A 14499-nucleotide genomic window follows, 5' to 3' on the forward strand; every position below is an offset into this window, starting at 1 on the left:
ATGCACAGTAGAACGGGGTTGATTTCATTGGCGAATTTCGGCCGGAAATTTGCACATGGGCCGGGCCCGGCTCTCTCGCGCAGGAAAGCAGCCATCACGTCCTCCGCTGCGGGTCGACGATGTCGCGCAGGCCGTCGCCGAGGAGGTTGAAGCAGAACACGGCGATCATCAAAGCAAGGCCGGGGAACAGCGCGATCCACCATTCCCCTGACACCATGAAGCCGGCGCCTTCCGCGACCATGATGCCCCATTCGGCGGTCGGCGGACGGACGCCGAGGCCGATGAAGGACAGGCCGGCGGCGTTGAGGATGGCGTAGCCCATGGTCAGCGACATCTGCACGATCATGATCGGCATGATGTTGGGCAGGATATGCACCAGCAGGATGCGGAATTCGCCGTTGCCCGATAGCCGAGCCGCCTGCACGAAGCCGGCGTTACGGCGGACGTTCGCCTCGGCACGCGCAACGCGCGCATAAAGCGGGAAGTTCACGATGGCGGTCGCCAGGATGATGTTCTGCACGGTGTTGCCGAGCGCTGCGACGATGCCCATGGCCAGCACGAACAGCGGGAAGGCCATGATGGTGTCGGCGATGCGACCGACGATGCGATCGGTCCAGCCGCCGAAATAGCCCGCCGCGATGCCGGCGAGCCCGCCCATCAGGAACACCAGCACGACGGAGGCGACCGCGATGAAAGTATCGAGCCGTGTCGCCACCACGACGCGGCTGAAGATGTCGCGTCCCAATTGATCGGTGCCGAACCAGTGTGCCGCCGAGGGCGGCTTCAACGACGCGGCGGTGTCGGACGCCAACGGATCATACGGCACCACATAGGGACCGAAGATCGCGGCGATGAGGATCACGATCAGCAGCGCGAAGGCAAAGCCCGTGACCTTGTTCTCGCCGAGAACGTAGCGGGTCTGTTCGAGGATCGCGACGAGGCCCGAGGTTCGCGCAGGGCCGACGGGTTCAACAGCAGGCGCAACGGAGCTCATGTGACTCTCCTTTTGCGCATGATCTGATCGGAAAACCGGCCTCCACTTTTCCGGATCATGCGCTAACCCTCCAACCTGACGCGCGGATCGATGACGCCGTACAAAATGTCGATCACAAGATTGAGCAGCACGTACATGACCGCCATGGTCAGCACGAAACCCTGCACCGGCGCGAAGTCCGACGAGATCAGCGCTTCCACCGCATAGGAGCCAATGCCGGGCCAGGCGAACACTTTTTCCACCAGCACGTTCGCGCCCAGCAGGAACGAGAACACCATGCTCAGCGTGGTGATCACAGGCAGCATCGCGTTGCGGAAGGCGTAGGTGACGATGACGGTTGCCGGCGACAGCCCGCTGGCGCGCGCGGTGCGGACGAATTCGGAGGCGAGCACGGCGAGCATCGAGGCGCGCGTCATGCGCGCGATCGGCGCCAGCGAGAAGATCGCGAGCGTCGTCGCCGGCAAGATGAGCTGGCTCAGCGCCGAGCGGAACGCCTCGAAGTCGCGCGCGATCAGCGTGTCGATCAGATAGAAGCCGGTCACCGTCGGCGGCGCGCTGTAGAACACGTCGAGGCGGCCGAGCGGCGCCGGCGACCAGCCGAGCCGGAAATAGAAGACGTAAACGAGAACGAGGCCGGTGAAGAACACCGGCAGCGACACGCCCGCTGTCGTCGTGACCCGACAGAGATGATCGACCCATGACCCCGGCCGCGTTGCCGCCAGCACGCCGAGCGGAATGGCGATGACGATCGAGACGATGAGGCCGAGCAGCGTCAGCTCGGCCGACGCCGGCAGGCGATTGCGGATCTCGGCCGCGACCGGCTGGCCCGTGGTGAGCGAGTTGCCGAAATCGCCATGGGCGAGGTCGTTGGTGTAGCGGAAGAACTGCTCGATCAGCGGCCTATCGAGACCGAGCTTCTTGCGGATCTGCTCGACGGCTTCCTTCGTCGCCGCGGGACCGGCGAAATACGCGGCGGGATCACCAGGCAGCGCGCGCGTCAGCAGGAAGGTGACGATGACGACGCCGATGAGCGATGGGATCGCGAACATCAGGCGCTTGCCGATCATGGTCAGCATGGAAGCGCTCTCCTTCTGCCTTGCAATCGGGAGCTGACTCGCACGGCTCGCACCGCTGCGTCCCCTCCCCCCTTGCGGGGGAGGGTTAGGGAGGGGGGTGGCCCCAAGCGAGGTCGGAGTTCGTGGCTACCCCCCTCCCCGCCCCTCCCCCGCAAGGGGGGAGGGAGTGAGAGAGCGGTGGCGGCCTCACTCCAGAAACCAACACATGCCGATGCGTCGCCGACGATCAGCATGGCAACTCACCCCTTCGCCATCGCGCGGTAATCGAGGCGGCGGTGGAACCAGTATTGGTAACCGCTGATGTTCTTCTGCATCGCGACGTTGACGAAGGGTTGGTACAGCGGGATGCGCGGGACGTCGGCGTAGGCGAGATCGACGAAGCCCTTCACGTCGGTGTCGTAGGTCGCGGTATCGCCGCTCGCGGCCGCAACGCGCGCGCCGTCGATCAGCTTGTCCATCTCCGCCGACTTGTAGCTCATGGTGTTGAAGACGGAATTGTTGCCGTGATAGCACCAGTAGAAGAAGTACTCGGGGTAATCGAGCCAGCCCGAGAACACGTTGGTGAAGAGCGGCATCTCCTTCTTGTTCAATTCGGTGCGCCAGTTGGCGCCGGGCACCTTGTTGATGGTGGTCTTGATGCCGAGCTGCGCGAGTGATTCCTGCACCAGCACGCAGAGCGGCTCGTTGACGCCGGCGAAGTTGAGATCGAACGAGATCGTGGTCTCGAAGCCGTTGGCGTAGCCGGCCTCGGCCAGCAGCGCCTTCGCCTTCTCCATGTCGGTGTTGTATTTGTGCTGCTGCGGCCAGGCGACTTCCGTCGGCTTGTCCTTGGCGGCGCCGAACATGGGATTGCCGAGCCCGAACAACACCGCGTCCATGATCTTCTGGTACGGCAGCGCATAGGCGATCGCCTGCCGCACCTTGACGTTGTCGAACGGCGGCTTGGTGACGTTCATACCGATATACTGGATGCCGTTGGAGAACGGCAGCGACACCACGTTGAGCTTGCCGCTCGCCTTCATCTCCTGGAAATCCTTGAACGGCAGCTCGTAGGAGATGTCGGCGTCGCCGCGCTCCAGCAGCGCACGGCGGTTGCCGGCCTGCGGCACCATGCGCCAGATCACGCGCTTGATCTTCGGCAAGGGACCGCCGACCCAATCCTCGTTGCGCTCCATGATGACTTCGGTGCCGGCGGTCCACTTCGTCACCTTGTAGGCGCCGGAGCCCGCGGTCTGCTGCTTCGTATACTCGAGACCCCACGGGTCTTTCTCACTGGCGTTCTTCTTCACCAGCTCGGAGTTGACGATGCACGGCACGATCACCGCGAGATCGGGAATCGTCAGCCTGTCCTTCTTGGCGAAATCGACGCGCACGGTGCCGTCGTCGACCACCACGAACTGCTCGGGTTTTGTGAGCGAGCCGGCGCTCATCTGGAAGGTCGGAAAGCCGCCGACGCTGACGGCGCGGTCGAGCGACCACTTCACGTCCTTGGCGGTGACCGGCGTGCCGTCGTGGAACTTGGCGTTCTTCTTCAGCTTGAAGGTGACCGACATGTCGTCGATCTTCATGTCCTCGGCGAGCTCGCCCTTGAACTTGTCGCGGTCGTAATAGGGCACGCCGCCGGGACCGCTCTTCATCTCGTGGCTGATCAGCCGGTCGTAGCAATTCCAGGACACCTCATAGCCGGGCACGTTGGTGCCGACGCCGTGGATGTCGAGATTGTTGGGACCACCTTCGGAGACGATCAGCAGCGTCTCCGAACGCGCATCGGCCTTGGCGGACGAGATGACCGACTGCATGGCCGGAAGCGCCGCGCCAGCGGCCAATCCGGAAACGGACTTGAGGAAATCGCGGCGCTTCATGAAATCGCTCCAACACAAAAGTTTCTGGTTGGAACTGGATTCGCAAGGTTCGTGCCAGAGCTTAACGGGAGCTTATTTCGCGGTTAATTAATTGATTTCATGATGGAAATTGAACGATAGAGGGGCGCGGCGCTGGCGCCCCGACCTCTGGCATTGCATACAAAGAGACGCATTTGCTCATGAAATGAGCTGCGCGGAGCCACGGCTTATTTGGTGGGCGGCCCATTCAACCGCCGTCGTCCTGGCGAAAGCCAGGACCCATTACCCCAGGGAGGCGTTTTGCGACCACTCGTGGTTGCGAGTCCGCACCACGACTCCTCCCTGAGGTAATGGGTCCTGGATCGGCGCTCCGCTTCGCTGCGCTTGTCCAGGACGACAGCTTTGATGAGGTCGGCGGCGGTGCGTTATTCCGCCCAGATCAGCTCCTGCAGCTCGACGAGATCGTTCGCCTTGTCCTGCCAGCCCTCGATGCAGATGTGGCTGTTGAGATCGCTGGCGAGGTGCAGCAGCATCAGGGCCATCAGGCGCCGCTTGAGCGCATAGTCCAGCTTCGCATAGCCGAAGCCTTCGAGCAGGCTGCGCACCCGGCCGGGCCGGCCTGCCGCCATGAAGGCGCAGGGGCCGAGCAGATCGTAGTCGCGCCATCCCGCCCGCACGTCGCCGAAGTCGAACAGGCCGGCGAGCGACCATTGCCCGTCATTGCAGGCGAGCAGAAAGTTCTCCGGAATGTATTCGCCGGTCAGGATCACCGGCGGCGCGTCCATCGGAATGAGGCGGGTCGCATCGCGCAGGAGATCGTCGAGGCCTCCAAGGAATTTGGGCGCAAGCCCGAGTCGCTGGTGCCTGGCGCGACACCCCTGCATCTGCCTGCGCATGAACTCGTCCCAGCGCGGCTCGATTGCCGCGAGAGGACCAAGAGGCGCGCGCTGCACGGCCGCGATGGTCTCGCCGATCCGGCGCAGCAGGCGCTCCTTCTGGTCTTCCGGCAAAGACGGCCACACCTCCGAGCCGAGCGTGCCGGCAAGGCGCGTGATGACGAGATAGGGCCAGCCGTCGCGCGCGCCTTCTGCGACGATCTCGGGAATCGGCACCTGAAGCCGGCCTGCGAGCTGCGTCAGCGAACCGCGCTCGGAGACGAATTGCGCGTGGAGCAGCGGCGGGAAGATCTTCAGGATCAGGCGCTCACCGAGGCCGACCACGAGATTGGTGCCGGTCGAAAACACATGCGGCGAGCCGATATCGAGGCCATGGCTCGCGCGATGTCGAGCGCGACCGGCAGCCATCGGGATTGGTCGGCGCGCAAGGCGCGGTAGGCCTCGAGGCTCGTCGACGCGGACGCGCCCCAGGCGCCCGCGGAATCCGGCGGCAGCGTCTCCTCCATCACAGCGCCCGGCTCCGCCCGGTGTTATTCCAGGACATCCTTGACGCTGTTCCTGATGGCCGAGGGGACCGCATGCTCGGGGACTTCGATCGTCTGCGCACCGCGCGTGATCCGGTAACTGAACGCGTCGGCCTGGCCCGGATGCGCGGGCGCGACCTTCTTCGGATCGGCAAACAGCTGCTCCACCGTCTTCTGATCGGCGGGCGATAGATCCGACAACGCCACTTCACCGCGGCTCTTGAGATGAGGGCCGCCGAAGCCGGCGAACCCTCCGACGCGCTCGATCTTTAGGCGATCCACGCTTCCTTCCTTTCGTAACGCGGCGACTGGCTCTACAGCCCGACCTTCTTCCATCCGGTATCGACGGCGGCGAGGATCGCGGCATCGCCAGGATACAACGTGTGGGCACCTTGCCGGGTCCGCGCCGCGAAAGTCTTCATCGTCATGTTCGGCATCGGCCCGAAACCGGTGAGCGAATGGTACCACACCTGCCCGATCTTGGCCCAACTGTATCCGCCGAGCGTCGTGCAGGCCGTGTAGAAGGCGAGGTTCGGCGGCCCGCTCGCGTAATGCGGGTCCATGCCGGGCGTCACTTGCGAATATTTGGTCGGCTGCGGCGCCAGGCAGTGCTTGGCGGCGGGATCGGCCATGTCGCGCAGGCAGGTGAACCCCCTTTTCTTGGCCCCCGGTCCCATGATGTCGCGCCCGATCAGCCAGTCGGCCCTCTTGGCATCCTGCTTGGCCTCCCACTGCCGGAACATCGAGCCGAAACAGTCGGAGATGCTCTCGTTCAGGCCGCCGGCATCGCCGCTATAGGCGAGCTGGAGGCTGTGCTGGGTGACGCCATGGGTCAGCTCGTGGCCGATGACGTCGTTGCCCCGGGTGAAGTCGACGAAGATGCTGCCGTCGCCGTCGCCATAGATCATCTGCGACCCGTTCCACATCGCGTTGTTGTACTTCTCGCCGAAATGCACCGACGACATCATGGTCATGCCGTGATCGTCGATCGAATTCCGGTTGAAGACCTGCTGGTAGAACTTGGCCACCTTGGTGGTCTGGTTGAAGGTGCGCTTGACGGAGCCGTCCGAGGACGTCTTCGGCTTCGGCACGGGCGTCCCCGGCAGCGTCTGCGTGTGCTTGCAGTCGTAGACCGTGACCGACGGCGCCGCAGCCAGCGTGACCAAACCTGCGGCGCGCGCCGCCACGACGTTGGTCAATTTCGCCGTCTGTGTCCGCAATTCGCGCAGTTCATGACTGACCTGGACGGTGTCGACCAGCTGCTTGCGAAGCACGGCGGACAGCTTCTTGTCCTGGGAGAGCTTGGTCAGAACGTCATTCGGGATGATGCAACATGAGCAAGTCATAGACGATCTCCATCACAACTTTTCCGAAAAAATGATAGGTAAAACAACCTCAAGATTATCGCTGCGCGCCCGCGCCACAAGTGATGTGGCTCACACGGGCGTCACTGTTTCGAGAGCGTGGAGCCGCGGCCCGTTGCGCCGCAGATTCGCACGGTCCTTCCGGTTGCAAGATGTCGATTGCGTTCGCTGGTGCAGCGAACGTCACGCCCAATGCGCGATCAGCGCCGCGCCTAAAGCGCGATGGGATTGGGATGAATCGTAATCGCGCTTCAGGTTATTACCTGAGCATGATCTTTCCGGAAAACCGCTTCGCACTTTTCCGGATCATGCTCTATCGCTCCGGGCTGGCGCGCTCGAACTGGCGGAGCAGCTTGTTGCCGCGCTCGACCGCGGAATCCAGCGCGCCTTGCGCGCTCTTGTGGCCGGCAAAGGCCTGCTCCAGCTCGTCCTCGATCGCACCGCGGATCAGCACGAAGGAGCCGAGCCGGATGCCCTTCGAATTCTCCGTCGGCTGATGCAGCGTGATCTCCTCGAACGAGATCGCCGAGCCCGGATTGCGCTCGTAGAAGCCTTCCGCGCGCGTCAGCTCGAAGGCGGCGCGGGTGATCGGCAGATAGCCGGTGTTCTGGTGCCAGGCGGCCTGCACCCCGGGCTGCGACAGATAGGCGAAGAACCGCGCCACGCCCTTGTATTCGGCGCGCGGCCGGTCGCGCAGCACCCACAGCGTGGCGCCGCCGATGATCGAGTTCTGCGGCGCGTCCTTCACCTCGGGCCAGTACGGCATCATGCCGTAGCCGATCTCGAATTTGGAATTCGCCTTGATGTCGGCGCGCGTCGCCGAGGAGCCGATGAAGACGCCGCACTCGCCGCTCTGGAAGCGCGGCTCGGCCGACTGGCCGCGGCCGCCATAGTCGAACAGCTTGGTCTTCTGCCACTCAGCCAGCTGGGCGACGTGCTTGACAACGACCGGATTGTTGATGGTCAGCTCGGCATCGAGCCCGGCAAAACCGTTGGTGCGGGTCGCGAGCGGCAGATTGTGGAAGGCCGAGAGATTCTCGATGTGGATCCAGGACGGCCAGGACGTGGTGAAGCCGCAAGGAGCGCCACGGTCGCGCAGGCGCTTTGCGATCGCGCCAAGCTCGGGCCAGGTCTTCGGCGGCGTCTCCGGATCGAGGCCCGCGTCACGGAACATGGTCTTGTTGTAGTAGAGGATCGGTGTCGACGAATTGAATGGGAACGACAGCAGATTGCCGGCCGCATCGGTGTAGTAGCCGGAGACGGCGGGAAGGTAGTCGTTGAGCGAGAACGGCTCGCCCTGGTCCCGCATCAGGCTGAACACCGGATAGATCGCGCCCTTGGCAGCGGTCATGGTCGCGGTGGCGACCTCGTTGACCTGGACGATCGCGGGCTGGCTGCGCGAGCGGAAGGCGAAGATCGCGGCCGTCACCGTCTCGGTGTAATTGCCCTTGTAAGCGGGCACGATCCGGTAATCGGACTGCGAGGCGTTGAAGTCTGCGGCGAGCTTTTCCAGTTGCCGGCCGAGCTCGCCCGACATGGCGTGCCACCACGCGATGTCGGTGGCGGCGTTTGCCTGCGCGGTGAACGTGAGGGCCGCGGCGGCGGCAACGACCTGCAAACAGCGCAATGCTGAAATCACGATGGCCCTTTCCATGTCGCGCGGCAAAAGGCGACCCTATCCTGCTTACGGCGCGGCATTTCCAGTTTCAACCGGGAATGAGGGCCGGCCGCGCCGCACAATCACCCCGCGGGGCCGGGCGGGATGGGCCTTCCCTCAACCATCTGCTAGATTGCATTGAACCTTTTGGTCCTGCCATAGACTCCACCACTGAGGGGTTGAGTGTGCCAGTGTTGAACCGTGCCGAACTCTCACGGACCGGGGTGGGTTTCGTTGCGCTTTTGATCGCCATCTGCGCGACGAGCGCCGTTGCGCGCGAATTTCGCGCCGCCGACACCCAGACCGAGAATTACCCGACCGTCCAGGCGCTGCGCTACATGGGCGCGCTGATCGCCGAGCGCACCGGCGGCCGGCACGAGATCAAGGTGTTCCACTCCCGCCAGCTCGGTGAGGAAAAGGAGACCATCGAACAGACCCGGGCCGGCGCGATCGACCTCAACCGGACCAATGTGGCCCTGATCGGCAATTTCGTTCCGGCGATGAACGTGCTCGCCATGCCGTTCCTGTTCCGGTCCATCGAGCACATGCAGAAGGTGCTGGACGGGCCGATCGGCAGCGAGATCCTGAACAGCTTCGAGCCCTACGGTTTCGTCGGGCTCGCCTTCTACGATTCCGGCGCGCGGTCGATCTACAACGGCGTCCGCCCGGTGACGAACGTCGCCGACCTCCGGGGCCTGCGGATCCGGGTGCAGCAGTCGGAGTTGATGAGCGAGATGATTCGCTCGCTCGGCGCCGAGCCGGTCGAGATGCCCTATGGGCAGGTGCTCGCCGGACTTGCCAATCATCTGATCGACGGCGCCGAAAACAACTGGCCATCTTTCGTGACGACGGACCATTACAAGCATGCCGGCTACCTCGCACTCACCGAGCACACGATGAGCCCCGAAGTGCTGGTGATCTCGCTCAAGGCCTGGCGCAGCCTCTCGGCGGACGACCAGACCATCTTCAGGGAGGCCGCGCAGCGCTCCAGCCGCTTCATGCGCGAGAAGTGGCGCGACCTCGAGGAGCAGTCGCAGCGCAAGGCCGAGGAAGCGGGCGTCCGTATCGTCAGGGATATCGACCGCAAGCCGTTCGAGGACGCGATGGCGGCGATCTACGCCAAGGCCGGGCGCGATCCCGCGGCGGCCGCACTGATCGAACGCATTCGCAAGGTGGAGTGAGCCCTCTTGGCCGCGCCTGGACACAGCGAGCACGCAGACAGGCCGCCGGGCCCGCTCGGGCGGCTGCGCGTGCGCCTGGTCGGCGCGCTCCGCGCGGTGCCGATCCGCTGGCGCATCCTGTCGATCGCGGCGCTGAACTCCGCCGTGGTGGTGGTGCTGGTGGCGCTGATCTGGAACGGATCGCAGGTGCTGGGCTCGGCCTGGGACGACGTCCGCCAGGTGCGCGAATCCGACCGGATCCTGGCGCTGCTCGAAAGCGAGACCGGGCGGCTGCACAATCTGATCCACCGCTACATCAACCAGCCGAGCCCGGACCTGTTCGCCGAGATCCTGCTGCTGCGCGAGGCGGTGCTGGGCACCCTGACCAACCGCGCCGCCAAGGACCCGATGCTGTCAGGCTCGGTCGAGGAACTGGAGCGCACCACCGACCGCTTCCTCAACGGCTTCGGCGAGCTGCGCAGCGTCCAGGCCACCATCGCCAAGACCTATGAGGACCAGGTGCAGGGCCCGGCCAGGGACATGGCGGGCCTCTACTCCATCATCGAAGGCGCCACCGGCCATCGCGACGCGCTGATCTGGCCCTCGCTCGGCAAGTCGCGCGAGGCCTTCACCGCGATGCTGGTCGCGGCCAATTCCTATTATCTGTCGCTGTCGTCAGGCGCGGCCGACGACGCGCGCCGCAACACCGAGACGATCGAGAAGACCATCCCCGTGATGATCGACCTCGCCGACAACGACCTCCAGCGCATGGCGCTGCAAAAGCTTGCGGCCCGCACCATGGCACTGCGCGAGGGTTTTGCAAAACTCTCCGAGCAGCTGACGAACCGCACCGAGCTGCTGCGCAACACCATCGACGCCAGCCAGGCCGAGGCGATCGGCGCCATCGACGACCTCTCCACCAAGATGCGCCAGCGCGAGCAGAAGGCGCAGGAGACCTTCGACCGCACGCTGGCGGATATTTCGCGGCGCGTGCTGTCGATCGCGGTGATCTTCCTCGGCATCATCCTCACCGCCGGCGTGCTGATCGCATTGTCGATCCGCCTGCCGCTGCAGCAGATCATGACGGCGATGCGCGCGATCATGCTCGGCGACCTCGATCGCGAGGTGCAGGGCACGCGCGCGCGAGACGAGGTCGGAGCCATGGCGCGCGCGGTCGAGGTGTTCCGCGAGAACGCGATCGCGAAGCGCGAGACCGAGGACGAGCTGCGTGCCTCCAAGGAAAAGGCCGAGAGCGCGCTGCTCGAGCTCAACGCCGCGCAGCAGAATCTGATCGACGCCGAGCGGCTCGCAGCGCTCGGCGGCCTCGTCGCCGGCGTCGCGCACGAGGTCAACAACCCGATCGGCATCAGCCTCACGGTCGCGTCCAGCCTTGCCCGGCGCAGCGATATCTTCGAGGCCCAGCTCAAGGGCGAGGGCGGCCTGCGCCGCTCGCAGCTCGAGGAGTTCGTGCAGGCCTCGCGCGATGCCTCGCAGCAGCTGGTCGCCAACCTCCAGCGCGCCGGCGAGCTGATCCAGTCGTTCAAGCAGGTCGCGGTGGACCGCTCGCATGCCGAGCGGCGGCAGTTCAGCTTGAGCGAAGCCACCGACCAGATCATCGCCAGCCTGCGCCCGGTGCTGAAGCGCTCGCCGATCACGCTCCAGGTCGACGTGCCCGAGGGGCTGCTGCTCGACGGCTATCCCGGCTCCTACGGCCAGATCCTGACCAATCTCTTCCTTAACGCAGCCAACCACGCCTTCGCCGACGGGCGCGCCGGCACGATCACGATCTCGGCGCGGCCGCGCGGGACCGACGATATCGAGATCATCTTCACCGATGACGGGGCCGGCATGACCCCGGACGTGCAGCGCCAGGCCTTTGACCCATTCTTTACCACCCGGCGCAATGAAGGTGGTACGGGACTTGGCCTCCATATCGTCTATAACCTCGTCACCCAGCAGCTCGGCGGACGGATGATGCTGGAATCCAAGCTGGGACAAGGCACCACTTTTCGCATTATCATGCCCCGGGTCGCCAAGGGCGGCGCGCAAAGCACAGAGACTGACGGGACTTCTCAATGGCCGAACAGGACGATGTCCTCCACCTGATCGACGACACCGGTACCGCGTCGGAGGACACGGACGCCCGGAAATGGAAGATCGCCGTCATCGACGACGATCCGGCCGTGCATGACGGCACCCGCTTCGCGCTGTCCGATTACAGCCTCAACGGCCAGGGCCTGGAGATCCTCTCCGCCTATTCCGCGGCCGAAGGTCGCAAGCTGATGGCCGCGCACAGCGACATCGCCGCCGTGCTGCTCGACGTCATCATGGAGACCGACGTCGCCGGCCTCGAGCTGGTCGAGTTCATCCGCAACGAGATCAGGAACGAGACCGTGCGCATCATCCTGCGCACCGGCCAGCCCGGCCAGGCGCCCGAGCGGCGCGTGATCGTGCAGTACGACATCAACGACTACAAGGCCAAGACCGAGCTCACCGCCGACAAGCTGTTCACCTCGCTGACCGCGGCGCTGCGCTCCTATCAGCAGCTCGAGCGCATGGTGCAGACGCGCCGCGGCCTCGAGATCATCATCGACGCGGCCTCGACGCTGTACGACTTCAAGTCGATGCAGCGGCTCGCCGAGGGCGTGCTGACGCAGCTCGCCTCCCTGCTCAATGTCGATTGCGCCGGCATACTGGTCCTGCGCGACAATGGCGGCATCGACCCCGAGCTCTCGGTGCTCGCCGGCAGCGGCTGCTACAGCCGCTTCATCGGCACCACGACGTCGAAGGCGCTCGACCCCGATCTGCGCGAGATGGTGGAGGCCGCCTTCCAGCGCCGCAAGAACGAATTCGCCGACCACCGCAGCGTGATCTACTTGCGCACCGGAAGCGGCCGCGAGGTGGTGGTGCTGCTCCAGGCCGAGCGCGAGCTGTCCGAGACCGACCGCTCGCTGGTCGAGATCTTCTCCAGCCGGCTCTCGATCGCCTTCGACAACGTCATCCTCTATCAGCAGCTCCAGGACGCCAACACGCAGCTGGAAGACCGCGTCGCCCAGCGCACCCGCGCCCTGATGCAGGCCAACCGCCGCCTCTCGGCGCAATGGCTGCGGCTGCAGCGCGCCAACGGCTTCAAGAACGAGATTCTGGGCACCGTCGCGCACGATCTGAAGAATCCGCTCGGCGTCATCCTCGGCCGCACCGAGATGCTGAAGGAGCTGATCTCGACCGGCGCCTCGTCCAGCGGCGTGGTCGCCCAGGTCGATCACATCCGCGACGCCACCAAGCGCCTGACCACGATGGTCGACCACCTGATCTCGGACGCGATGGCGGATGCCTTCGACATCACCATCCGCCGCGAGCCGGTCGACGTCGCCGCCCTGGTCAAGGAGGTCGCCGACGCCAACCATCCGCTCGCCGTCAACAAGCAGCAGGCAATCAGCGTCGCCGCGCCGTCCAACATCGTCACGATGTGCGACACCGACCGCATCCGCGAGGCGATCGACAACCTCATCAGCAACGCCATCAAATACTCGCCGATCGGCGGCAAGATCAGCGTGGCCGTCACCCACGAGGGGAGCGACACCATGGTCCGCGTCAGCGACGAGGGCGCCGGCCTGTCGCCGGAGGATCTTGGCCGCCTGTTCGGCCGGTTCCAGCGGCTGTCGGCAAAACCGACCGCCGGCGAGAGCTCGACAGGGCTTGGGCTTTCCATCGTCAAGCGTATTATCGACATGCATGGCGGCGAGGTGACCGCCGAAAGCGACGGCCCCGGCAAGGGCTCGACCTTCACCATCACCCTTCCTGCGACCGAACTACCGTGACTTAGAGACCATGACCCAAAGCCAGCACATCATGATCGTGGACGACGAGGCCCCGGCCCGGGAGATGGTCGGCGATTACCTCAAGATGCACGGCTTCACCGTGACGCTGTGCGACGGCGGCAAGTCGTTGCGTGCCGCGATCGACGGCGGCATGCCCGATCTCGTCGTGCTCGACCTCAACATGCCCGAGGAAGACGGGCTGTCGATCATCCGCGACCTCAAGAGCCGCATCAACGTGCCCGTGATCATGCTGACGGCGACCGCGAGCCCGATCGACCGCGTCGTCGGCCTCGAGCTCGGCGCCGACGATTACGTCGCCAAGCCCTGCGAGCTGCGCGAGCTGATGGCGCGCATCCGCTCGGTGCTGCGCAGAAGCGTGCCGGCCAAGGCCGCGGCGCCGGAAGCTGCAGCGGCGAAATCGGACAAGGACCAGCTCGTCCGCTTCGGCACCAAATGGCTCGACCTCGAAGCGCAGGCGCTGCGCGACGACGAGGGCAACGAGCATCCGCTGACCGCATCGGAGTTCGGGCTGCTCAAGGTGTTCGCGGCCAATCCGAAGCGCGTGCTGTCGCGCGAGCGTCTGCTCGAACTCGCCAATGCGCGCGACGCCGAGGCGTTCGACCGCGCCGTCGACCTGCGCATTATGCGCATCCGCCGCAAGATCGAGCCAGACCCGACAAAACCCACCGTGATCCGCACCATCCGCGGCGGCGGCTATCTGTTCTCGCCGGCTGGCGAGAAGGCGTAAGGGGCAGGCGGCAAATACAGCTGTCGTCGCGGCGAAGGCCGGGACCCCCGCGTGATCTCTCGATCAGCGCAGCCGCGCGTACCGCGGGACGACCCTTCACTGCCAGTCTTCGCCAAACCTCTCCCTGTGGTTATGGGTCCCGGCCCCCCCGTGCGCAATTGCGCACTAGGCCGGGACGACATCGAGTTTGCGGCGGCACCGAACGCAAAAGCCCGAAATACGTTCCCGGCGCGTCCGTCTGTCTCCAAATCCCCACCCCCGTATTTTCCGTACATTGAAATTACACGCTTTTTTACCCCGAATGTTTCGTCGCGCCCTGGCCGACGAAACAATTTGGCGGCGCACGAAACCATTTTCCGCTTTTCGTGCAGACGTCCCGAAACGTTGGCTCATTAACACTTTGGTCCAAGGAAACGCC

Annotated in this window: 10 protein-coding genes and 1 pseudogene; 4 read left to right on the top strand and 7 right to left on the bottom strand. The window is 64.8% G+C overall.

The annotated features are described in order from the left end of the window. Nucleotides 1-94: 94 nt before the first annotated feature. The 7 genes and pseudogenes from XI08_RS44890 to ugpB all read right to left on the bottom strand — a co-directional run bounded on the left by XI08_RS44890 (nt 95) and on the right by ugpB (nt 8349). A complete protein-coding gene (locus XI08_RS44890; protein ID WP_271579336.1) occupies nt 95-994 on the bottom strand; it encodes an ABC transporter permease in 900 nt (299 codons plus the stop codon). Nucleotides 995-1056: 62 nt separating this feature from the next. Next, on the bottom strand, nt 1057-2070 hold the full coding sequence (locus XI08_RS44895) for an ABC transporter permease (RefSeq protein ID WP_027542264.1): 1014 nt from the start codon (nt 2068-2070) through the stop codon (nt 1057-1059). A 239-nt stretch (nt 2071-2309) separates the two neighbouring features. Next, the gene (locus XI08_RS44900; RefSeq protein ID WP_271579337.1) at nt 2310-3932 is read right to left on the bottom strand and encodes an ABC transporter substrate-binding protein; all 1623 of its coding nucleotides are present in this window, start codon (nt 3930-3932) and stop codon (nt 2310-2312) included. 404 nt (nt 3933-4336) lie between these two features. Continuing rightward, nucleotides 4337-5313, bottom strand: a pseudogene (locus XI08_RS44905) (aminoglycoside phosphotransferase family protein). A 24-nt stretch (nt 5314-5337) separates the two neighbouring features. After that, nucleotides 5338-5613, bottom strand: a complete 276-nt coding sequence (locus XI08_RS44910) for a protealysin inhibitor emfourin (RefSeq protein WP_271579338.1) — start codon at nt 5611-5613, stop codon at nt 5338-5340. A gap of 32 nt (nt 5614-5645) precedes the next feature. After that, on the bottom strand, nt 5646-6677 hold the full coding sequence (locus XI08_RS44915; RefSeq protein WP_271579339.1) for a M4 family metallopeptidase: 1032 nt from the start codon (nt 6675-6677) through the stop codon (nt 5646-5648). Between the two features lie 331 nt (nt 6678-7008). Then, nucleotides 7009-8349, bottom strand: coding sequence for a sn-glycerol-3-phosphate ABC transporter substrate-binding protein UgpB (gene ugpB, locus XI08_RS44920; RefSeq protein WP_271579340.1), 1341 nt, complete (start codon nt 8347-8349; stop codon nt 7009-7011). Between the two features lie 188 nt (nt 8350-8537). On the opposite strand from ugpB, the gene XI08_RS44925 reads away from it, so the two are divergent. Genes XI08_RS44925 through XI08_RS44940 form a run of 4 tightly spaced genes read left to right on the top strand, consistent with a single transcriptional unit; the run spans nt 8538 to nt 14081 of the window. Beyond that, nucleotides 8538-9533: a TRAP transporter substrate-binding protein gene (locus XI08_RS44925; RefSeq protein WP_025576603.1), complete on the top strand. Its 996-nt coding sequence runs from the start codon at nt 8538-8540 to the stop codon at nt 9531-9533. A 6-nt stretch (nt 9534-9539) separates the two neighbouring features. Beyond that, nucleotides 9540-11618: a sensor histidine kinase gene (locus XI08_RS44930; protein WP_271579341.1), complete on the top strand. Its 2079-nt coding sequence runs from the start codon at nt 9540-9542 to the stop codon at nt 11616-11618. Continuing rightward, nucleotides 11588-13333, top strand: coding sequence for an ATP-binding response regulator (locus XI08_RS44935; RefSeq protein ID WP_271579342.1), 1746 nt, complete (start codon nt 11588-11590; stop codon nt 13331-13333). Before XI08_RS44930 ends, XI08_RS44935 begins: the two co-directional genes overlap by 31 nt. Before the next feature lie 10 nt (nt 13334-13343). Then, the gene (locus tag XI08_RS44940) at nt 13344-14081 is read left to right on the top strand and encodes a response regulator (RefSeq protein ID WP_271579343.1); all 738 of its coding nucleotides are present in this window, start codon (nt 13344-13346) and stop codon (nt 14079-14081) included. The last annotated feature ends 418 nt before the right edge of the window (nt 14082-14499 follow it).

Source organism: Bradyrhizobium sp. CCBAU 11361, assembly GCF_028128935.1.
In the GTDB taxonomy this organism is placed as follows: domain Bacteria; phylum Pseudomonadota; class Alphaproteobacteria; order Rhizobiales; family Xanthobacteraceae; genus Bradyrhizobium; species Bradyrhizobium niftali.

Bases quoted from the DNA above. Each gene is read 5' to 3' on its own strand.
- XI08_RS44940 (WP_271579343.1), top strand. From the start codon at position 13,344: ATGACCCAAAGCCAGCACATCATGATCGTGGACGACGAGGCCCCGGCC.
- XI08_RS44915 (WP_271579339.1), bottom strand. From the start codon at position 6,677: ATGACTTGCTCATGTTGCATCATCCCGAATGACGTTCTGACCAAGCTC.
- XI08_RS44935 (WP_271579342.1), top strand. From the start codon at position 11,588: ATGGCCGAACAGGACGATGTCCTCCACCTGATCGACGACACCGGTACC.
- XI08_RS44890 (WP_271579336.1), bottom strand. From the start codon at position 994: ATGAGCTCCGTTGCGCCTGCTGTTGAACCCGTCGGCCCTGCGCGAACC.
- XI08_RS44895 (WP_027542264.1), bottom strand. From the start codon at position 2,070: ATGCTGACCATGATCGGCAAGCGCCTGATGTTCGCGATCCCATCGCTC.
- XI08_RS44900 (WP_271579337.1), bottom strand. From the start codon at position 3,932: ATGAAGCGCCGCGATTTCCTCAAGTCCGTTTCCGGATTGGCCGCTGGC.
- ugpB (WP_271579340.1), bottom strand. From the start codon at position 8,349: ATGGAAAGGGCCATCGTGATTTCAGCATTGCGCTGTTTGCAGGTCGTT.